This is a genomic window from Ancylobacter sp. VNQ12, from assembly GCF_049445835.1.
Lineage (GTDB): Bacteria > Pseudomonadota > Alphaproteobacteria > Rhizobiales > Xanthobacteraceae > Ancylobacter.
In genome coordinates this window covers 43814-64924 of sequence record NZ_JBMSDU010000001.1, presented here as the reverse complement: position 1 = coordinate 64924, position 21111 = coordinate 43814, and the positions used below count along the sequence as shown (strand labels likewise).

Here is a 21111-nt window from a genome sequence, read left to right as displayed (position 1 = left end):
GCTCAACCCGGCCGCGCTCACGCCGCCGAGGCGGCGTCGCCAGCCCCTTGCGGCTTGAACCCCGGATGCACCACCGCACCGTCCTTCGTCAGCAGCGTCGCCTTCACCAGTTCGTCGTCCCACTTCACGCCAAGCGACTTCGTGCCCTTGTCGACCAGCGTCTCCACGAAGGCGTAAAGGTTCTTCGCGTAGAGCTGCGACGCCGTCGCCGCCAGACGCCCCGGCACGTTGAGATAGCCGACGATCCTGGCACCGTTCGCCGTGGTGACGACCTCGCCCGCGACCGCGCCCGCGACATTGCCGCCGCGCTCCACCGCCAGGTCCACCAGGATCGAGCCCGGCTTCATCGACGCCACCATCTCGCTGGACACCAGCTTCGGCGCCGGACGCCCGGGGATCAGCGCCGTGGTGATGACGATGTCCTGCTTGGCGATGTGGCTCGCCGTCAGCGCCGCCTGCTTGGCCTGGTACTCCGCCGACATCGCCTTGGCGTAGCCGCCCGCCGTCTCCGCCTGCTTGAACTCCTCGTCCTCGACCGCGATGAACTTGGCGCCCAGAGACTCCACCTGTTCCTTCGCCGCCGGACGCACATCGGTCGCCGACACCACCGCGCCCAGACGCCGCGCCGTGGCGATCGCCTGAAGGCCCGCGACCCCGGCGCCCATCACGAACACCCGCGCCGCCGGCACCGTGCCCGCCGCCGTCATCATCATCGGGAAGGCCCGGCCGAACTCGGCGCTGGCATCGATCACCGCGCGATAGCCGGCAAGGTTGGCCTGGCTGGACAGCACGTCCATCACCTGCGCGCGGGTGATGCGCGGCATCAGCTCCATCGCAAACGCCGACACGCCCGCCTTCGCCAGCGCTTCCAGCTCCGCCTCGTGCCCATAGGGATCCGCGATCGAGATCACCAGCGCGCCCGGCTTCACGCCGGCCAGCGCGCCCGCCTCCGGACGGCGCACCCCGAGCACGATGTCCGCCCCCGCCACCGCCGCCGCATTATCCGCGACCACCGACGCGCCCGCGCCCTCATAATCCCCGTCGCCGATCCCCGACGCCAGCCCCGCTCCCGACGAAACAACAACGTCAGCCCCAAGCGAAACATACCGCTTGACCGTATCAACCGACGCAGAAACCCGTGGCTCGGTCGCGACCGTCTCCTTCAGAACGGACAGACGCATTCTTCCCTCCCTTGCGAGCCGTTAGCCGGCTGTTATTCGATCGTGCGGTTCACGGCGCTGGCGCACGCCCGCCCCCGGATCCCGCGCGGACATCTTCATCCCGCGCGCGCCGACGGCACTTCCCGCCATTCGACTCCATTGGTATACAGAATTCTAGATACCAGCAAGTTGATTCCGTATGCGGCGGATGGTTCCGATCGGCAACGGATCGGCCCGGCGAGACCCTCTCCTCGCCGCGCGCGGCGATCAACGTAACATCATAGCTTCGCCAGAGGTAAGCGACCGACTTTGCCTTGGGCGCGAAGAATTGAACGTGCTGCGTCGCCGTATCGACACGTTGCAGTGCAAGATATCGCGCAAGAGACAGCCGCCCCGAATTGGTACATAGAAGACGCGCCGGCAACGTGAGCCCGTATCAGTGCGGGGTCGCGGGAGACGCGCCGGCGACATGGAGGAAACAATGGCAGGCAGGCGCGAACGCGCAACGAAGATCGTGGCGACCCTCGGGCCGGCATCGTCCAGCCCGGAGAAGATCCGCGCGCTGTACGAGGCGGGCGTCGATGTGTTCCGGCTGAATTTCAGCCACGGCACGCAGGAGAACCACGGCAAGGTACTCGGCGCGGTGCGCGCGCTGGAGAAGGATGTGCGCCGCCCCATCGGCGTGCTCGCCGACCTGCAGGGCCCGAAGCTGCGCCTCGGCAAGTTCGTCGACGGCCACATCAACCTGACCGCCGGCACCACCATCCGCTTCGACACCGACCCGACCCCGGGCGACGAGACGCGCGTGCCGATCCCGCACCCGGAAATCCTCGAAGCCCTGCATGAGGGTTCGACCGTGCTGCTGGACGACGGCAAGGTGCGCGTGCGCGTCGTGCGCAAGGGTTCGGGCTTCATCGAGGCCGAGGTCGTCGCCGGCAACCGGCTGTCGAACAATAAGGGCTTCAACGTCCCCGACGTACTGCTGCCGGTCTCCGCGCTCACCGACAAGGACCGCTCGGACCTGTTCTTCGCCCTCGACCTCGGCGTCGAATGGATCGCGCTGTCCTTCGTGCAGCGTCCCGAGGACGTGCTCGAGGCCAAGGAGCTGATCCAGGGCCGCGCCCAGATCAACCTCAAGCTGGAAAAGCCGCAGGCGGTCGAGCACCTCACCCGCCTCACCGAGCTTTCCGACAGCATCATGGTGGCGCGCGGCGATCTCGGCGTGGAACTGTCGCTGCCGGAAATCCCGGCCTTGCAGAAGCGCGTCATCCGCGAATCCCGCCGGCTCGGCAAGCCGGTGATCGTGGCGACGCAGATGCTGGAATCGATGATCAGCGCCCCGGTGCCGACCCGCGCCGAGGTGTCCGACGTCGCCACCGCCGTCTATGACGGTGCCGACGCGGTCATGCTCTCGGCGGAAAGCGCGGCCGGGCAATATCCGGTCGAGGCGGTCGCGATGATGGACCAGATCATCAAGCAGGTGGAGCGCGACCCCGGCTACCGTGCCATCGTCGAATCGCAGCGTCCCGACGCCGGTCATTCGGTCGCCGATGCGGTGACCGCCGCCGCCTATCAGGCCGCGCTGTCGGTCGATGCCGCCGCCATCGTCACCTACACGCTGTCGGGCACCACGACGCTGCACGCCGCGCGCGAGCGCCCGCGCATCCCGATCGTCGGCATCGCCAGCCAGCTGTCGACCGCGCGCCGGCTCGTGCTGTCCTATGGCGTGCACGCCGTGCACGCGCCGGAGGAGATCCACACCTTCGGCGAGATGGCGACCAAGGCAACGCACACCACGGTCGAGCACGGCTTCGCCAAGCAGGGCGACCTCATCGCCATCACGGCCGGCGTGCCCTTCGCGACGCCGGGCACCACCAACGTCATGCGCCTCGTCACCATCGACAAGGCCATGCTGTCGCGCAAGCCGGTGGGCGCCGACAAGAACGACCCGATGACGCCCCCGCGCGCCGCCGCCAGCCGCGCGCGTGGCGGTGCCGTCCTTCGCTCCAAGCCGGTGAAAGCCAAGGCCGAGTGAGTAGCGCGTGAGGCACTGAAGACGACGGAAAGGCCCTCCCGACGGAGGGCCTTTTCATTTTGCCGCGGCGCGCGCGTCCGGCAGGGTTCCGGCACCCGCCCCGAGCGGGCGCTGCATCAGCACCGAATCCACCCAGCGGCCGAGCTTGAAGCCGACATCGTGCAGCACCCCGGTGTGAGCGAAGCCGTGCCGGCGATGCAGGGCGATGGAGCCCGCATTGCCGCTATTGCCGATCACCGCGATCATCTGCCGCCACGGCCCCGCCTCGCAGCGGGCGATCAATTCCGCCAGCAGTGCGCTGCCGATGCCCAGCCCGCCCCGGCCGTCCGCGACATAGATGGAATCCTCCACCGTGAAGCGATAGGCCGGACGGGGACGGTAGGCGGTGGCGTAGCTGTAGCCGACCACCTCGCCGCCGCTCTCGGCGACGATATAGGGCAGGCCCGCGCCCAGCACGGCGGTGCGCCGCGCGCCGAGCTCCTCCACCGAAGGCGGCACCTCCTCGAAGGTGGCGAGGCCGTGCAGCACGTGGTGGGCGTAGATCGCCTGAATGGCGGCCATGTCCGGCACATGCGCATCGCGCACGAGGACGGGGGCGAGTGGTTTTTCGACGGTCACATTCATGGTCGCTGCTTGCACCACGGCGCGGCCTGCCACGTCAACGGCAGATCACTGCGCGGCGGAAACCGTCACCGCGCCGGGATAGGGGTCCTTCAGAGCCGCATCGGGCTGGCTGACGGGAATCACGCCCGAGGTCAGCGCCGCCAGCTTCTCCGGCCCGGCGCGGCGCAGCACGTCGCGGAAGCTCTTGTGCATGCCGCCATCGACATAGCTTGCGGCCAGCGGCGGGTTGGCGGCGGCGATGGAGGCGATCTCCGCCGCCTCGGCGGCCTCGCGCTCCTGAATGCGCTGGGCGATCGCGGCGCTGGCGGGGTCCACCGGGCAGGGGCCGAGCGGGTCGAGCTTGGCATCGGCCGGCAGCGGCCCCGGCGTGAAGCGGTAGCGCCCGGCGCAGGCCGTCACCGTCGGCGGCTGCTTGGTCAGGTCGAAATAGTCGACGCCTTCCCGCAGATTCTGCCAGAATGCCATGTTCGGGTCGCTGCGGTGCACGGCGAGATTGGCCGGCGTCATGCGGAAGGGCAGCGCCTGGACCTGGAACTCCTCCTGCCCGCCCTTCAGCGCCTCGCGCGCCAGCGCGTAGATCTCGCCCACGCCGTTATTGGTCATGGCGTAGCAGCCGGCCGAGGTGCAGGCACCGTGCACCATCAGCGCCGCGCCGGTGTAGCCCAGCGCGCTTTCCAGCTCGTTGGGATAGCCGAGATTGAAGGACAGGAAGTATTGCGAGCGCGGGTTCAGCTGCGCGCGGGTGATGGTGTAGAAGCCCTCCGGCGCCTGCCGGTCGCCCTCGCGCATCTTCGGGCCGAGCTTTCCGGACCAGCGGCACATCGGGTAGGTCTTGAGCAGCGCATAGGTGCCGTTGCTGGTGCGTTTCCACACCTCCAGCTCGCTCTCCTGCTTGTAGATGCGCACCATGATCGGATCGGCCGGGGTCATGCCCTTGGCGGTCATCTCCGAGACGATCTTGCCGTTGAGCGGGATCGATCCACGATCGTCCTCGCCATCCATCGACACGCAGCCCGCCAATGCGGCGGACGCCACGAGGACGGCGACAAGACCAAGTCTGGCCAGCAGCTTACTCACGAAACCCGAGCTCCCGACGCTCTCACAAGGCCATTCCATCGACCGCTCACAGCAGCGGATCGATCAGACGGCTGAATTGCTCGACCGTCATGAAGCCTGAATATGGTTTGCCATTTATGAAGAAAGTCGGCGTGGCGGCGACGCCGGCCACCGTTCCGTTGCGCGAGACGGTCAGCACCTTTTCCTGCAGCGCGCTGTCGCTCAGGCAAGCCTCGAACTTCTCCGCGCTCAGATAGGCCGGCGTCAGCAGGCCGCGGAGCCCCTCCAGCGGGTTCGGCGCATGCGCCCAAGCGTCGTCCTTGCGGTACAGCGTGTCGACCACATCGTACCAGCGCTCCTCGCCGGCGCAGCGCGCCAGCATGAAGCCGCCAAGCGCCATCTGGTCGAGCGGGAATTCGCGCAGAATGAACCGCACGCGGCCGGTATCGACATATTTCGCCTTGATGGCGGGCCATGTCTTCACATGGAAATCACGGCAATGGTGGCAGGTCAGCGAGGCATATTCGATCACCGTGACCTTGGCGTCCGGCGAGCCGAAGACGCGCTCGGGCAACGGGCCGGGCTCGCCGAGGATCTTGTCGGCCATGCGCTGGGCGCTGGCGCCGGATACGCCCGCGAGAAGCCCGGCGGCCGCGGCCCCGGCCAGAAGAACGTCACGACGCCTCATATGCACCTCCGCAGCTTCCGCCGGCCATTCCGGTTCCGGCACGCTGCCATCTCCAGTCGCTTGAGGAGCAAGGCAGCCTTGCGGCATCGGCGCCGGCTTCACGCAATCGTGAGCTATCGGTCCACCAGCCGCCGCAGCTTGCCGAGCTGGGTTTCCTGCGGCTCGTGCAGGTCCAGCGTCGAGACGAAGCGTCCGTCCGAGCCCATCAGGAACACCAGCGCGGTATGGTCCATGGTGTAGCCGCCCTCGGTCGGCACCTTGCGGGCGTAGGCGCGGTAATTCTTCAGCATTCGCGCCGTCGCCTCCGGCGTGCCGGTCAGCGCGACGATGCGCGGATCAAAGGAGGACATGTAGAGCCCCAGCTGCTCCACGCTGTCGCGCTCGGGATCGACGGTGACGAACAGCACCTTGAAGCGGTCTGCCTCCGGGCCGAGCGTCTCCATCAGCCGGGTCAGGCCGAACAGGGTGGTGGGGCACACATCCGGGCAGTTGGTGAAGCCGAAGAACACCGCATAGGGGCGCCCGGCAATGTCGTCCTGCGTGACCGCGCGCCCGTGCTGGTCGGTCAGCGCGAAGGGTCCGCCCAGTTCACTGATCTCAAGGACCATCGCCCCGGAAGGCACGGACGGCTCGCGCAGCATAAGAAAACCGAAGCCGCCCGCCCCGAGCACGACCAGTCCCCATAGAATCCAGCGCAGCCGCCTCACCCGCATCTCTCCTCGCATCGACGCACGCGGTGAAGCCCGACCGGCGGGCCACGTCAATTCACGAAACCGCAGGCCACCGGCGCCAGGACCCGCGAGGCTACGCCTGTCACGCATCGCCCGTTGCTGCCGGCGCCGCGGCGGTATTAGATCGCCGCCGTCTCTCCATTGGTCCGCGCCGGGGGGCGCACGCACCATGCCTGCCAGCCAGCCCGTGCCTGCCTCATCGCGTGTCACCTGCCTCGACGGGCTGCGCGGCTTTGCCGCCTGTACCGTGGTGGCGTTCCATTTCTTCTATGCCTTCACGCCCGGCCCGTTCGCCGACCGGGCGCGCACCGGCTTCAGCCTGTTCGACACGCCGCTGGCGGTGCTGTGGAACGGCAATTTCGCCGTGGCGGTGTTCTTCGTGCTCTCCGGCTTCGTGCTGGCAGCCTCCAGCCCGAAGAATCTGCGCGAGGCGCCGCTGATGATCGGGCTGCGCTATTTCCGCCTCGGCCTGCCGGCGCTCGCCTCCTCCATCCTCGCCTGGGCCTGGCTCACCGGCTTTCCCGAGGCCGCGAGCGAGGCACAGGCGATCAGCGGCAGCCGCTGGTTCCGCTGGACCTACCAGCCGCCCATTCCCCCGCTGTCGCAGGCGATCTGGGAGGGCGGCGTCGGCGTGTTCGTCAACGGCACCACCCGCTTCAACAATCCGCTCTGGACCATGCAGGCGGAATTTTTCGGATCGGTGCTGATCTACGGTTCCTACGCCCTGCTGAAAGGCCGCGCGCGGCCCTATGCGATGGCGGCCGGCATCCTTGCCTTCGGCGCGGTGGGGCTGTTCTACCTCGCCGCCTTCTGCGGCGGTGCGCTCATCTATGAGCTGCGCCATCGGCTGGGCGAGCGGCCCGTGCTCGGCGCGCTGGTCGGCCTCGCCGGCCTCGTGCTCGGTGCCAGCTTCGCCGGCCGCGCCGCCGGGCCGGACCTCGCCTCGCAGCTCATCGCCCGGCTCGGCACCGACGGCCCCCGCCAGGCCGGCGCCGTGCTGCTGGTGCTCGCGATCCTGATGACGCCGGCGCTCAGGCGGCTGTTCGAGAGCCCGCCGCTGCAGAAGCTCGGCGAATTGTCCTTCCCGATCTATCTCGTGCACGTGCCGCTGATCGTGGCGCCGGCCTCGGCGGTCTTCGCCGCGCTGAGCCCGATGTCGCCGCTGGCGCTGGCGCTGCTGTTCGTCGCCACTTCAGCCGCGACGCTCGCGCTGGGGTGCGTCTTCCTCGTCGCCGTCGAACGGCCGGTACTGGCCACGCTGAAGCAGATCCGCACGCGGGCCCGCGCCCGCCTCGCCGCCCCCTGACGCCCGCTACTGGCTCGGCGTCGGGTAGGAGGAAGCGCCCGGCACCAGCCGCACCGGCTCGCCGATCGCGCTGGGCGCGCCGGTCGAGGAAGAACCGGAGGAGGAGACGCCCGGCGAGGGCAGGTAGTTCGTCGTCCCCGGCAGGGTCGGCGGCGTGCTGAACGGCGAACTCTGCTGGTCGGACTGCACCGGCCGCGCCGGCGCCCGGTCGACCACCGCGCCCGGCTGCACCTGGCCCGGCGTGACGCTGGGCTTCGCGCTCGGCGCCAATTGGCCGGAAACCGCCGGCCCCGGCACCTGAGGATAGCCCTCGACCGGATCGACCAGATTGCCCTGCATGGTCGGGTCCATGTAGCCGGGCTGCGCCGCGGGATAGACCGGCTCCGGCTGCGGCACCGCGCTGCCATAGCGCCTCGTGCTCCGGGCAGCGCGCGCCGGCGCCGCCTGCACCGGCTCGGGTCCGGCCCAGCCGTCCAGCACCGTCCCGTCGCCCTGCAGGCCGGAGGGATAGGCCAGCGGCCCGCCGATCATGCCCAGGCCCTCCGGCTCGCCCATGGGCCGCCCATAGGGCTGCCAGAACTGCGGCAGGAAATAGCCGTTGATCGAATAGCGGTACATGACCCGCAGCAGGTCCTGCTCGCTCGCGCCGATCTGGCAGAGCCGCAGGCGGATGGCGAGCACGCCGCTGTCCGGCGGGATCAGCCGCAGGCGCGCCTGCGACTGGATCCGCTGCCAGCCATAGATGCACAATTCGCCGCCGCCGGCATTGCCGATGGCATAGTTGAACGGCCCGTAGCGGTTCTGCACGAAGTAGTTGGACACATGCATCGGCACGCCGGGCATGCGCTCCAGCATTTCCTCGTCGAGCGCCTCGTCGTTGAGGAACTCGTCCTTGCGCAGGTTCTCCCAGCCGGTGCGCCCCTTAACCGGGCCGAAGAACACCGCATAAATGGCGTTCTGCCCGCGCGAGCGCGAATTGGTGGCGAGAATGATTTCCTGCTGGACCGCGTTTATATAGTCGGTCTCCAGAACGGTGATGACCTGCGGCGCCGCGCCGGGTTCCGGCAGAACCAGCGCCTCGGCGACCGGCACCTCGACCGTCGCGGTCGCGACCTGCGGATTGCCCCGCCAGAACAAGGGTGCGCAACCGGCCGTCAGGAAAGCGACGGAAACGGCAAGACACCCGAGAAGAGGTACGCGCGCATTCCGTCCGGTCATGTGTCCTTCGAGCGCTGAAGCGCCGTTGCGCCGACGCTCTGCTCCGCCTGCATCCGATCCTAAGAGTCGCCTCGTGAAACATAGACGAATCACTTGCGTAGGAAGACTTTAGCCTGCACGGGCGCCGGGTGGAATCGAGCAAGTGACAAGAAAGTTCGATATTGGATAGATTTCCTCAACCTCTGAGGATTAGACACACCTTATGCCGCCGGCCAGCCGCGGCCCTGGCGAAACCGAGGCGGAGACAGAATGCGCAAGGCATGGATAGGAGGCTTGTGGGCGATTTCCTCGCTCATCGTCGTGTTCCTGATCACGCTGCCCATCAGCCTCCAGGCCCATCTCATCGCCGGCTGCATCGTCGTGCTGGCCATGATCCTGCTGAAGACGTTCGGGCCTCCGGTCGGCATCTTCCGCATGATCGCGCTCGCGCTCGGCACCGCGATCGTGCTGCGCTACGTCTACTGGCGCACCACCAGCACCATCCCGCCCATCACCCAGCTGGAAGACTTCATCCCCGGCTTCATGCTCTACATCGCCGAGATGTACAGCGTGTTCATGCTGTTCCTCAGCCTGTTCGTGGTGTCCTCGCCCATGCCCGAGCGGGTTTCGCCGCCGCTGGTGATGGACGAACTGCCCACGGTCGACATCTTCATCCCGACCTATAATGAGGACCCGCATCTGCTGGCCTCGACCGCCTCGGCCGCGCTCAGCATCGACTACCCCGACGACAAGTTCTCCGTCTGGCTGCTCGACGACGGCGGCACCGACCAGAAATGCGAGCAGGAAGACACCGTCAAGGCGCTCGAGGCCCAGCAGCGCCGTGCCGAGCTGCAGCAGCTCTGCGCCGGGCTCGGCTGCCATTACCTCACCCGCGCGCGCAACGAGCACGCCAAGGCCGGCAACCTCAATAACGGCCTGAAGCATTCCACCGGCGATCTCGTCGCCGTGTTCGACGCCGACCACGCGCCCACGCGCGACTTCCTGCAACAGACGGTCGGCTACTACCAGACGACGGAGAACCTGTTCCTCGTCCAGACGCCGCACTTCTTCATCAATCCCGACCCGCTGGAACGCAACCTCAACACGTTCGAGTACATGCCGTCCGAGAACGAGATGTTCTACGGCATCATCCAGCGTGGCCTCGACAAATGGGACGCGGCATTCTTCTGCGGCTCGGCGGCGCTGATAAACCGGCGCGCCCTGCAGGAGACGAGCGGCTTCCAGGGCATCACCATCACCGAAGACGCCGAGACCGCGCTCGAACTGCATTCGCGCGGCTGGCACTCGATCTATGTCGACCGCCCGCTGATCGCCGGCCTTCAGCCCGAGACCTTCACCAGCTTCATCGGGCAACGCTCGCGCTGGGCGCAGGGCATGATGCAGATCCTGCGCTTCCATGTCCCGCCGCTGAAGCGCGGCCTGACCCTGCCGCAGCGGCTGAGCTACTGCTCGTCCACGCTGTTCTGGCTGTTCGCCTATCCCCGGCTGATGTTCCTCATCTCGCCGCTGTTCTACCTGTTCTTCTCGCTGGAGATCTTCGACGCCTCCGGCGCCGAGTTCCTCGCCTACACCACGACCTACATGCTCGTGAACCTGCTGATGCAGAACTACCTCTACGGGCGCTATCGCTGGCCGTGGATTTCCGAGCTCTACGAATACATACAATCGATCTATCTATTGCCAGCGCTCATCTCGGTTCTCATCAATCCGCACAAGCCGACCTTCAACGTCACCGCCAAGGGCGAGACGATGGACGAGGGCCATGTGTCGGAGATCGGCCGGCCGTTCTTCATCATCTACGGCATCCTGATCGTCGGCCTGCTGGTCACCGTCTACCGGCTGCTGACCGAGCCGTTCAACGCCGACGTCATCATCGTCGTCGGGGCGTGGAACGTGCTCAACATCATCATCGCCGGCTGCGCCCTCGGCGTGGTGTCCGAGCGGCGCAACCGCCGCCGCGCCCACCGCGTGGACCTGCTGCGGCGCTGCGAGCTCATCATCGACGGCGTGGCCTATCCCGCCACGATCGACGACGGCTCGGTCGGCGGTGCGCGCGTGCGCCCCAACGCCAACGTGACCATGCCGGAGATCGAGCGCGGCCAGGCGGCGGTGCTGCGCTTCAAGCCGCTCTCCGCCAACATCAAGATCGACACGCTGCCCTTCACCATCCGCAACATCGAGCGCGATGCCGACGGCCTGCTGATCGGCGGCCAGTTCGCCCCCGAGGAGCCCCAGCACTACCGGCTCATTTCCGACCTCATCTTCGCGAGTTCGGAACAGTGGAAGAAATTCCAGGAGTCCCGGCGCAAAAATCCGGGGGTTCTGCGCGGTACTCTCAATTTCGTTCGACTTTCCATCTTCCATACGGGCCGCGGCCTGTCCTATCTCGTTCATCTGCACAAGCTGTGGCGCGAGCGCCGCCGCCAGCCTTCACTCGCCCCGGCCAAACGCGGATGATGCCCATGCGCGCCGTTTCCTCGATCGCGGTGATCGGCCTTGTCGCCGCCTTCGCCTGCAGCGCTTTCGCACAGCAGGGCGGGTCGGCCGGTCAGGGCACGGGCTTCTCGATGACGCCGCCGCTGCAGGACGCGGGCTCCGCGCCCAAGGGGCCGGCGACATCGGTGCCGATGACGGCTCCCTCCGCCGCACCGTCGACCGCCCCTTCGGCCGCAGTTCAGCAACCGGCCTTCCCGGCCCCGGCCGCCGGCCAGGCCCCCGCCGGCGGCTCGTCCGGCGGCTCCAGCTTCTCCATGCCGTCCTTCCCCTCGGCGGCGGTCGGCACGCCGGCAACGCCGGGCCCGTCCGGAGCGGCCCCGTCCACCACTGCGCCGTCCACCGCCGCTCCCGCGCCGGCTCCGCGCGCGCTCACGCAATCCGCGCCGCCCCCGGCCGCCGCCCCGGCGGCGCCTTCCGGCGAAACGTATCCCTCGACCGGCCTCGGCCTGCCCGGCGAAGCCGGCGCGCCGGCCCCCTCCGCCGCGCCGTTCCAGATGCGTCCCGGCCAGCCCGCCCCGCCGCGCGTCGCCCCGGTGCCGACGAGCAGCCAGCCGAGCGCACCGCCGCGGCCGGACCGCTTCATCATCCCGCAGCCGCGAATGATCTTCTCCGGCGAAGTCGCCTCGCGCGCCTGGGTGATCTACGTCACCGAGGAAGAAGCGGCCCGCCAGGCGACCTTCCTGCTGAGCTACATCAACGCCGTCGTGGTGATGCCCGAGACCTCGCGCATCCGCGTGACGATCAACGGCCAGGCCGTCATCGAGACGCCGATCGCCTCCTCGCAGGAGCCCTCGCGCTTCGCCGTGCCGATCCATCGCGGTGCCCTGCGCGCGGGCGCCAACCTCATCCGCGTCGACGTCGTGCAGCGCCACCGCACCGACTGCGCCGTCACCGCCACCTATGAGCTGTGGACCGAGATCAACAATGAGGGCACCGGCCTCTCCTTCGCCGGCGGCCGCCCGCCCATCACCGGCGGGCTCGACGATCTCCCCTCGGTCGGCTTCGACGACAAGGGCGTCACCACCATCCGCGTGATCACGCCGGGCCCGATCGAAGGCGGCGGCAGCGCGCGGGTGCTGCGCGTCGTGCAGGGACTTGCCGTGCGCGGCCAGTTTCCCAATCCGTCGGTGGTCATCGCCGAGGGCGCGCAGGGGCGGGCCGCGCCGGGCACGTTCACCGTGGTCGTCGGCACCGCATCCGAGCTGCCCCGCCTGATGGCGGCGGTGCCCGCCGACGCCCGCCAGCGACCGATCACCAGCTTCCTCGACGACGACCGACTCGGCGCGCCGACCCTCGTCATCTCCGGCCCCACGCCGGCCGACGTCGACCGCGCCATCGACCGGCTCAACGGCATCTCGATCCCGCAGACCGACGCCATCAACACCCAGACCCGCTTCGCGCCCAACGCCCCATTGTTCGACGGCGCACGCAGCGTCCGGCTGGCGGAGCTCGGCGTCACCACGCAGGAATTCTCCGGGCGCCGCTTCCGCTCCGAGTTCCAGATCGCCTTGCCGCCGGACTTCTATGCCGAGGCCTATGGCAATGCGAACCTGTTCCTCGACGCCGCCTTCACCGCCGCGGTCCGGCCGGGCAGCCATATCGACCTCTATGTGAACCAGCAGATCGCCTCCACCCTGCCGATCACGGCACGCGGCGGCGGGCTGTTCCAGCATCAGCCGATGTTCGTTCCGCTGCGCAATTTCCGGCCGGGCATCAACCGGCTGTGGCTCGAGGTCGTGCTCGACACCGAATCCGACGCCCGCTGCCTGCCCGGCGCGACGCTGCCGGCGGACAACCGGTTCGTGCTGTTCGACTCGTCGGAGTTCTCCCTCGGCAACTTCGCCCGCATCGGCCGCCTGCCCGACCTCGGCGCGTTCACCGCCACCGGCTTTCCCTACAATATCGACGGCAATCCGATCGCCGTCGTGCTGGCGCGGCAGGATGCGGCGACGCTCGCCGGCGCCGGCACGCTGATGGCGCGCCTCGCGCTCTCGAACGGCGCGCCCTTGCCGATCGACGCCTCCGCCGCCTCGGTGACGCTGGGCGAGCGCAACACCATCTTCGTCGGCGGCATCGACCACATCGCCTCCAGCGTGCTGGACCAGGTCGGCATCGCACCCTCGACACGGGCCAACTGGGTAGTCTCGGTGGAGGACGACCGGCCGAGCGGCGTCGCCGGCAGCGAGAACTACGACAACGTGCTGGAGCGCTTCCGCAACCGGCGCTCCGCCGACACCCAGATGGTGCCGACCGAGCAGCCGAGCCAGCACAACACGCCGGAAATCTACGAGCGCTGGCGCGAGAGCGTGGCCGGCCGCGGCGGCGTCTACGCCGTCATGGATGCGTTCGAGGAATGGCTGCGGCGCACCTTCGCGATCGGCTTCGACTCGCTGCGCATCCAGGAGGGCCGGCGCACGCTGTACGAGCCGCCGCCGCGCACCTCGATCCTGATGGCGCAGGGCTCCAGCACCAACGGCCAGCAGTCCTGGACGCTGGTGACGGCCCGCACCTCGGAGGCACTCAGCGCCTCGATGGTCCGCTTCACCGCCGACAATGTCTGGAACCGGATCGGCGGTCAGGCCGTCGCCTTCCAGAGCTCCACGGGCGAGGTCGAGCGCCGGGACACCTCGTCCTTCCGCTTCATCATCACCCAGCCGTTGTCCTTCGCGAACTTCCGAATGATCGCGGCGAACTGGCTCTCGACCAACATCATGCCTTATGCGCTGATGCTGCTCATCGCCGGCACCGTGCTCGGCATTGCCACGGCCTTCCTCCTGAGACGACTGGGACGCCCCACATGATGAAACGCCTCGTCGCCGGCATCTTCTTGCTCGCCTTCGGGGTTGTTTCAGTGAAAGCGCAGACCTCTTCCATCCCGGCGGCGGCCTGGGAAGCCTATATGCAGCACTTCGTCGACGATTCAGGACGGGTCGTCGACACCGCCAATGGCGGCATCAGTCACAGCGAAGGTCAGGGCTATGGAATGCTTCTGGCCTATTTAGCTGGTGACAGAAGCAATTTCGAGCGCATATGGAGTTTCACGCGTACCGAGTTGCTGATTCGCGACGACGGACTCGCTGCATGGCGCTGGGACCCGAATTCGACACCACGTGTTACGGACGTCAACGCGGCGAGCGACGGCGATCTGTTAATTTCTTATGCTTTGGCGCGGGCCGGAAGAACGTGGGGCAACCAGTCCTATATAGACAGCGCCCAGAAGATCGCGCGGGCCGTGGGCAAGAAGCTCATCGTGCGCAGCGGCAGCCGGCTGGTGCTGTTGCCCGGCGCGGCCGGATTTGCCGCCGGGGACCGCAAGGACGGCCCGATACTCAATCTATCCTATTGGATATTCGAAGCTTTTCCGGTGATGAAGCAACTCGCGCCGGAGACCGATTGGGACGGCGTGGTGGCCGGCGGCATCGAGCTGCTGCGCATCGCGCAGCTCGGCCCCGCGCGGCTTCCGCCGGACTGGATTTCGGCGCCGAACAATGCGCCGGTGACCGTGGCCGAGGGCTTCCCCCCGGTCTTTGGTTACAATTCGTTAAGGATATCTCTTTACCTATTGCGTGCGGGGATAGTGGACGCAGAGCTACAGGAGACATTCCGGCGGAACTGGCTGATCGAGAACGGGGGCACACCCGCGGTCGTCGAGATCCCCACCGGACGCGTGCTGACGCGGCTGACCGATCCGGGCTATCGCATGCTCGGGGCGGTTCTGGCATGTGCCCTTGATGCGGCTCCTATCCCGGATGATCTGCGGCGGTTCGAGCCCACGCTCTACTATCCGTCGACACTTTACTTGTTGGGCTGGGCGCTAGTCGCGGAGAAATATCCGAGATGTCTTTGAAGAGAGCCGCTCTGCTGATCGTGCTGGGAGGAACCGTCCTCCCCGCCATTGCGCAGCAGATCGAGCTCCCTGGCAGCTCCGGCAGCACGCCCGCCAACCGCGCCAATGGCGACACGCCGGGCACGGCACGCCCCAAGGTCGACGAAACCGCTCTCCGCTACTTCGCCTCGCAGGGCGACACGCGCCGGCTCGAAGCCGAAATCGCCCGCCTGCGCGCGCTCTACCCGGAATGGTCGCCGCCCGCCGATCTGTTCGGCCCGCAGACCGACACCGAGCTGGAGCGCATGTGGAAGCTCTATGCCGACGGCAAGTACAGCGACGTGCGCAGCGCCATCGCCGCGCGGCAAGCGGCCGATCCGGCGTGGGATCCGCCGGCGGACCTGATCGCCCGGCTCAATGAATCGGAAACCCGCCAGCGCCTCATCAACGCCTCCGATGCGCAGCAATGGTCGACCGTGCTGCGGCTCGCCACCGAGACGCCGGGCGTGCTCACCTGCTCGAATGTCGACATCCTCTGGCGCGTCGCCGAGGCCTTCAGCAAGACCAACCAGCTGCCGCGCGCGCTCGACGCCTACACCTATGTGCTGACCAACTGCAACGACCCGAACGAACGTCTCGCGACGATGCAGAAGGCCATTCCGCTGCTGACCGACGAGCAGATCGCCAAGCTCATGGAGCTGGAGCGAAAGGACGCCGACGACAAGCCGGAATTCGACGTGCTGCGCGACGACCTGATCCGCCGGCGCATGGGCAAGGCGGCGGAGAATCCGGAATTCTCGGTTCCGGACCACGACATCAAGCGCATGGAAGAGCTGTCGCGCCAGAGCACCACGCCGGGCGACCCGCTGCTGCTGGGCTGGTATCTGTTCCGCCACGACGAGGCGCAGCGCGCGCTCGAATGGTTCAAGCTGGCGCTGGACCGCAAGGGCGGCCCGAAGTCGGCGGAAGGTTATGTGCTGGCGCTGAACTTCCTCGGCCGCGCGCTCGAAGCCGAGCCGATCGCCTATGAGTGGCGCGACAGCGCGCCCGAGAACAACAAGGCCTATCTCGACGTCGTCATCAGCCTGCTGACCGCCGATCCCCCGCCGGTGCTCGACGAGATCGTGCTGTCGCGCTTCAGCCCGGTGGTGATGCGCGACAAATATGTGCCCGGCGCGCAGGCGCTCGGCTGGTACGCCTACAATACCGGGCAGATCGTCACCTCGCAGTCCTGGTTCGAGACGGCGCTGACCTGGGATCCGAACGACGAGCCCTCCGCCTACGGCCTTTCGCTGACCTTCTGGCGTCTCGGCGACCAGGCACGGCTCATGGCCATGGTGCGCAGCTGGGGCCCGCGCTCGGAGCGCATCGTCGCCCTCGTCGATCCCGTGGTGCGCGCCCGCCTCGAGGCCCGCAACGCGCAGACGACGACCCTGCGCTACAACGATCCGCTGATTGCCGCCGCCGCGCGCCTGACGCCGACCCCGACCCTGCAGCCGCCGCCGCTCGGCGCGCCCACGGTCAATGCCGGCCGCGGCTATGTTCCGGGCGTGGCGACGCCGCAATTCGTCCCCGTGCCCGGCGCCGCCAGCGTGCAGCCGGGTGCCCCCGCCCTGTCCTATGCGCCGACGGGCCAGTTCCAGCCGGTGCCGCAATTCCAGGGCGCGCAGGTTCAGGGCGTGCAACTTCAGGGAGTGCCTGGCACCTATCAGCCGACCGCGCAGTTCCAGCCGCTGCCGGGTGCCGTTGGACAGCCTGTCACCACCCAGGTCGCCGCCGAGCGGGCCTATGCCACGCCGGTCGCCGCCAGCTATGCCCCGGCCCCGCCGCGCCGGCGCTCGGTCACCCGCTCCGTCGCCCGCACCGGCAGCACGGTATCCGATGTCGGCGGCGGTGGTGGCGGCGCGGCCTCCTCGCTGGCGCGCGGCTGGCAGCTCATGGAGATGAACCGGCCGATGGAGGCGATCCCGGCCTTCGACTACGCCATCAAATACGGCACCGGCCGTACGGCGGAAGACGCCGCCTATGGCAAGTCGCTGGCCTATCTGCGCAAGGGCATGACGAATGCCGCCAGCGCCGCGGCCCTCGAAGCGCCGCAGAGCCCGCGCCGCTCGCTGGCGCTGACCAAGGATCTTCTGACCCAGCGCGCCTACGAGTTCTACAAGGACAGCCGCTATGTCGAGGCGCTGATCGCCCTGGACGAACTCGCCCGCATCGCGCCGGAGCAGCAGGATCTCATGCTGATGCGCGCCTGGTGCTACTACAAGATCCGCGACTTCCAGTCGGCCAACCGCATCTTCAAGGCGCTCGCCGCACAGGGCAATACCGAAGCGATGAACGGCACGCAGGCCATCCTGGCCGCGACGCGCCAGATGAAGGATGCGTACTGACCGGCCTCGCCGCCGACGCAGACGAAAAGGGCCGACGCTCATCCGGGCGCCGGCCCTTTTGCTTGTCCCGTCCTGCGGGTCATGTGGCGGAAGAGAGTGGGAGTCGAACCCACCAGGGACCGTCTCGCGGCCCCTCCCGGGTTTGAAGCCCGGACATCACACCAGTGATGCTTCCCTTCCAGAAGGCGTCGTGTCCGGCACAGTCTCCCCGATCGCGCCGAACAGGTCCAGCCTGTGCGGGTTGATGCGTCGGAGATCTCCACGGCGCAGCGTCACGCCGTGCCGGTCGAAGAACTCCAATATCTGGATCGCGACCTTGCGGCCGACCGCGTGTTCCCCTTCTTCGATGCGGTCGCGGAACGCACTGGCGGCGAACTGGTGGTCGGCGGCGGCCTGCGAGAGGTCGCGCACCATGCCGACCATCTCCGCCACGGTGGCGCGCAGGAAGAAATGGTCATGCGCCACCTCGTCGGCGCGGCCCATGCGCCCGAGCAGCTTCAACAGCCGGCGGATATCGGGCTCCGGCGCGCCGGTGAGGCCGGCGAGATCACGCACGCGCGGCGGGCGGAACCGCTCGGCCCCGCCGAGGTGCGGCTCGATCAGCTCCCACAGCACCTCATCCTGCCGGGTGAGGCGCACCTCATGCCCGGCGAGCCGCACCCAGGCGCCGTCGAGCCCTATCCTCCCCTCGCCGGCGAGCCGCTTCAGCGCCTCGGCAAAGACCGGCTTGGCGAGGCGCGGCACCAGCGCCAGCCGCAGCCTCTCCGCGCCCATGCCCGGCAGGTCCGGATTGGCATCGTGGAAGCGCGTCAGCTCCGCCAGCAGCGCGGCGCGGTAGAACTCCCAGCGCGCGGGCGACAGCGCGGTGCGCGTGCCGCCCGCCGCAAACGTCACGAGGCCGAGCTGTTCGGCAAGGGTCACGGGCGCCGCCGCCGCCAGCGCCCGGTCTCGCGCGAAGCCGTCGAGGTCGAGATGGAACGGCTCGCCCTCGAGCAGCCGCGCCACGGCGAGGGCGGGATCGGCCTCCGTCCCTGCGTCGAGCTGGGCGAGGCGCTCCGGCGTGCGGCGCTTGCGGGCCGGGGCGCGCAGGTCGAGCAGCGTGCCGCCGCCGATGGTGCGCTGCGCCGAGGTATCGCGGATCACGAAGCGGTCGCCGCTCGCCGCCGCGATCGGCCGCTCCAGCACCAGCTGGACATAAGCCTCGTCTCCGGGCGGCACGGCCTCCAGCGACAGCGGCACCAGCCGGGCGCCGACCTCGACCGAGGCATGGTGCAGCCGCACCGGAAACCACTGGCCGAGCGCCTTGGGTTCGCCCGCCAATACCCGGAGTTTCGCGTCGATGCGCTCGGTCGGGGCATGCAGCGCGGGATCGAGCACCATGTCGCCGCGGGTGATCCCCTCATGCGTCACGCCCTCGCCGGCGAGGTTCAGCGCGCAGCGATCCCCGGCGCGGCCCTCCTCCGCCTTGCGGTTCTGCGCATGGATGGAGCGCACGCGGGCCGGAATTCCCGAGGGCGAGAGCATGAGCTGATCGCCCACCTTCACCTGGCCGGAGAGTACCGTGCCGGTCACCACCGTGCCGGCACCGGACAGCGTGAAGCTGCGGTCGACCGCGAGGCGGAAGCGCCCTTCCGCCGCCCGCGCGCGAAACGCCCGCGCCGCATCCACAAGCCGTCCGCGCAGGTCGTCGATCCCCTCCCCGGTCAGCGAGGACACGGCGACGACCGGGGCACCCTCCAGCGAAGTACCGTCCAAGAGCGCGGCGATCTCCGCCTCCACCGCCGCGCGTCGCGCGTCATCGGCAAGGTCGGCCTTGGTCAGCGCGATCAGCCCGTGCGTGATGCCGAGCAGGTCGAGCAGCGCCAGATGCTCGCGGGTCTGCGGCATCACCCCGTCATCGGCGGCGACGATGAGCAGCGCGAAATCGATGCCGCTGGCGCCCGCCAGCATGGTGTGGATGAACTTCTCATGCCCCGGCACGTCGATGAAGCCGAGCGTGCCGGCCTCGGTGGGGAGATAGGCGAAGCCGAGATCGATGGAGATGCCCCGCGCCTTCTCCTCCTTCAGCCGGTCGGTATCGACCCCGGTCAGCGCGCCCACCAGCGCGGTCTTGCCGTGGTCGATATGGCCGGCCGTGCCGATGATCATGCCGGCAGCCTTATATGGGCGAGGCTGTCGAGGAAGCCGGCCTCGTCCTCAAGGCAGCGCAGGTCGAACAGCAGCGCGCCCTCGGCGATGCGCCCGACCACCGGGACGGGAAGCTCCCGCAACGCCGCCGCCAGCGCGTTGAGCCGCCCGCCGGAGGCCTCAAGGGCCGGGCGGATGGCGAGCGCCGCGCTCGGCAGCGTCTCCAGCGGCAGCGCGCCGGAGCCGATCTGGCTGGCGCACTCCACCATCTCGATGTCGAAGCCGTCGCCGAGCCGCGTCGCAACATGTTCGGCGAGCGCATGGGCGCGGGCGGCGAGTTCGCCGCGCGTGCGCGCCAGAAGCCGCAGCGTCGGCAGCCGCGCCACCAGCCGCTCGGGATCGCGGTAGAGCTTCAGCGTCGCCTCCAGCGCGGCGAGCCGCACCTTGTCGACGCGCAAGGCGCGCTTCATCGGGTTCTTGTTGATCGCCGCGATGAGGTCGGCGCGGCCGACGATGAAGCCGGTCTGCGGCCCGCCCAGCAGCTTGTCGCCGGAGAAGGTGACGATGTCCGCCCCATCCGCCACCGCCTCGCGCACGGTCGGCTCATGCGCCAGCCCGAGACGGGAGAGGTCGACCAGCGTGCCGGAGCCGAGGTCGTTCACCAGCGGCACCTCGCGCGCATGGGCGATGACCGCCAGTTCGCGCGCCGGCACGTCGCGGGTGAACCCCTCGATGCGGTAATTCGAGGTATGCACCTTCAGCACCAGCCCGGTCGCCTCGCCAATGGCGCCGACATAGTCCTTCGGGTGGGTGCGGTTGGTGGTGCCGACCTCGACCAGCGTCACGCCCGCCCGCGCCATGATGTCCGGCATGCGGAAGGCGCCGCCGATCTCGATCAGCTCGCCGCGCGAGACGACGGCCTCGCGCGGGCTGCCGTCGGAATTCTGCCCCAGCGTATTCAGCACCAGCAGCACGGCGGCGGCGTTGTTGTTGACGACGGTGGCGTCCTCCGCCCCGGTCAGTTCGATCAGCAGGTCGCGCACATGGTCGTCGCGCTCGCCGCGCTTGCCGGTGGCAAGGTCGAACTCCAGCGCCACGGCCGAGCGCATGGCGGCGGTCGCGGCTTCCACTGCCTCCTCGGCCAGCAGGGCGCGGCCGAGATTGGTGTGCAGCACCGTGCCGGTGAGGTTGAACACCGGGCGCAGGCTCGCGCGAGCGGCCCGCTCCAGCGTCTCGCTCGCGGCCAGCGCCACATGGTCCGGCGTCGGCAGGCTGGCGAGATGGCCCGCCAGCACGCAGCCGCGCACCTCGTCCAGTGCGGCGCGAATGGCGGCGGTGGCGGCCGGCCGGCCAAAGCGTTCCACCGTCATCTCGCCCGCCGGCGTCCGCAGCACGAGGTCGACCGAGGGCAGGTCACGAAGCGAGGGCCGGGCTTCCGCGTCCATCGGGTGCCC

Annotated in this window: 14 protein-coding genes and 1 tRNA gene; 6 read left to right on the top strand and 9 right to left on the bottom strand. The window is 68.7% G+C overall.

Annotated features, from left to right (window positions below; all coding sequences use genetic code 11):
- Window positions 1–17: 17 nt before the first annotated feature.
- Entirely contained in the window at window positions 18–1181 is a 1164-nt protein-coding gene (locus ACO2RV_RS00275; RefSeq protein WP_423288595.1) for a Re/Si-specific NAD(P)(+) transhydrogenase subunit alpha, read from the bottom strand.
- 460 nt (window positions 1182–1641) lie between these two features.
- On the opposite strand from ACO2RV_RS00275, the gene pyk reads away from it, so the two are divergent.
- Window positions 1642–3195: a pyruvate kinase gene (gene pyk / locus ACO2RV_RS00270; RefSeq protein ID WP_423288593.1), complete on the top strand. Its 1554-nt coding sequence runs from the start codon at window positions 1642–1644 to the stop codon at window positions 3193–3195.
- 54 nt (window positions 3196–3249) lie between these two features.
- On the opposite strand, the gene ACO2RV_RS00265 is transcribed toward pyk, so the two are convergent.
- From ACO2RV_RS00265 to ACO2RV_RS00250, 4 genes are all read right to left on the bottom strand, one after another.
- Window positions 3250–3819, bottom strand: a complete 570-nt coding sequence (locus tag ACO2RV_RS00265) for a GNAT family N-acetyltransferase (protein WP_423288591.1) — start codon at window positions 3817–3819, stop codon at window positions 3250–3252.
- A gap of 45 nt (window positions 3820–3864) precedes the next feature.
- Window positions 3865–4896: a L,D-transpeptidase family protein gene (locus tag ACO2RV_RS00260; RefSeq protein ID WP_423288589.1), complete on the bottom strand. Its 1032-nt coding sequence runs from the start codon at window positions 4894–4896 to the stop codon at window positions 3865–3867.
- A 46-nt stretch (window positions 4897–4942) separates the two neighbouring features.
- The gene (locus ACO2RV_RS00255) at window positions 4943–5563 is read right to left on the bottom strand and encodes a DsbA family protein (RefSeq protein WP_423288587.1); all 621 of its coding nucleotides are present in this window, start codon (window positions 5561–5563) and stop codon (window positions 4943–4945) included.
- A 113-nt stretch (window positions 5564–5676) separates the two neighbouring features.
- On the bottom strand, window positions 5677–6276 hold the full coding sequence (locus tag ACO2RV_RS00250) for an SCO family protein (RefSeq protein ID WP_423288585.1): 600 nt from the start codon (window positions 6274–6276) through the stop codon (window positions 5677–5679).
- A 187-nt stretch (window positions 6277–6463) separates the two neighbouring features.
- Between ACO2RV_RS00250 and ACO2RV_RS00245 the strand changes: the two genes are divergently transcribed.
- Entirely contained in the window at window positions 6464–7600 is a 1137-nt protein-coding gene (locus ACO2RV_RS00245) for an acyltransferase family protein (protein WP_423288583.1), read from the top strand.
- A gap of 6 nt (window positions 7601–7606) precedes the next feature.
- Here ACO2RV_RS00245 and bcsN read toward each other — a convergent pair whose 3' ends face one another.
- Window positions 7607–8737 carry a cellulose biosynthesis protein BcsN gene (bcsN, locus tag ACO2RV_RS00240; RefSeq protein WP_423288581.1) on the bottom strand — a complete coding sequence of 377 codons (1131 nt, stop codon included), beginning with the start codon at window positions 8735–8737 and terminating at the stop codon, window positions 7607–7609.
- A gap of 330 nt (window positions 8738–9067) precedes the next feature.
- Between bcsN and bcsA the strand changes: the two genes are divergently transcribed.
- Genes bcsA through ACO2RV_RS00220 form a run of 4 tightly spaced genes read left to right on the top strand, consistent with a single transcriptional unit; the run spans window position 9068 to window position 17530 of the window.
- Entirely contained in the window at window positions 9068–11275 is a 2208-nt protein-coding gene (gene bcsA, locus ACO2RV_RS00235; RefSeq protein WP_423288579.1) for a UDP-forming cellulose synthase catalytic subunit, read from the top strand.
- Between the two features lie 5 nt (window positions 11276–11280).
- Window positions 11281–14115, top strand: a complete 2835-nt coding sequence (locus ACO2RV_RS00230; protein ID WP_423288577.1) for a cellulose biosynthesis cyclic di-GMP-binding regulatory protein BcsB — start codon at window positions 11281–11283, stop codon at window positions 14113–14115.
- Window positions 14112–15161, top strand: coding sequence for a glycosyl hydrolase family 8 (locus ACO2RV_RS00225; RefSeq protein WP_423288575.1), 1050 nt, complete (start codon window positions 14112–14114; stop codon window positions 15159–15161). The genes ACO2RV_RS00230 and ACO2RV_RS00225 overlap by 4 nt, the downstream gene beginning before the upstream one ends.
- The gene (locus tag ACO2RV_RS00220; RefSeq protein ID WP_423288573.1) at window positions 15152–17530 is read left to right on the top strand and encodes a hypothetical protein; all 2379 of its coding nucleotides are present in this window, start codon (window positions 15152–15154) and stop codon (window positions 17528–17530) included. Before ACO2RV_RS00225 ends, ACO2RV_RS00220 begins: the two co-directional genes overlap by 10 nt.
- Window positions 17531–17614: 84 nt before the next feature.
- Here ACO2RV_RS00220 and ACO2RV_RS00215 read toward each other — a convergent pair.
- The 3 genes from ACO2RV_RS00215 to selA all read right to left on the bottom strand — a co-directional run bounded on the left by ACO2RV_RS00215 (window position 17615) and on the right by selA (window position 21102).
- Window positions 17615–17710 (bottom strand) — tRNA-Sec (locus ACO2RV_RS00215).
- Window positions 17687–19678, bottom strand: a complete 1992-nt coding sequence (gene selB / locus ACO2RV_RS00210) for a selenocysteine-specific translation elongation factor (RefSeq protein ID WP_423288571.1) — start codon at window positions 19676–19678, stop codon at window positions 17687–17689. The genes ACO2RV_RS00215 and selB overlap by 24 nt, the downstream gene beginning before the upstream one ends.
- Complete coding sequence (selA, locus tag ACO2RV_RS00205; protein WP_423288569.1) at window positions 19675–21102, bottom strand: L-seryl-tRNA(Sec) selenium transferase; 1428 nt, start codon at window positions 21100–21102, stop codon at window positions 19675–19677. The genes selB and selA overlap by 4 nt, the downstream gene beginning before the upstream one ends.
- Window positions 21103–21111 lie beyond the last annotated feature (9 nt).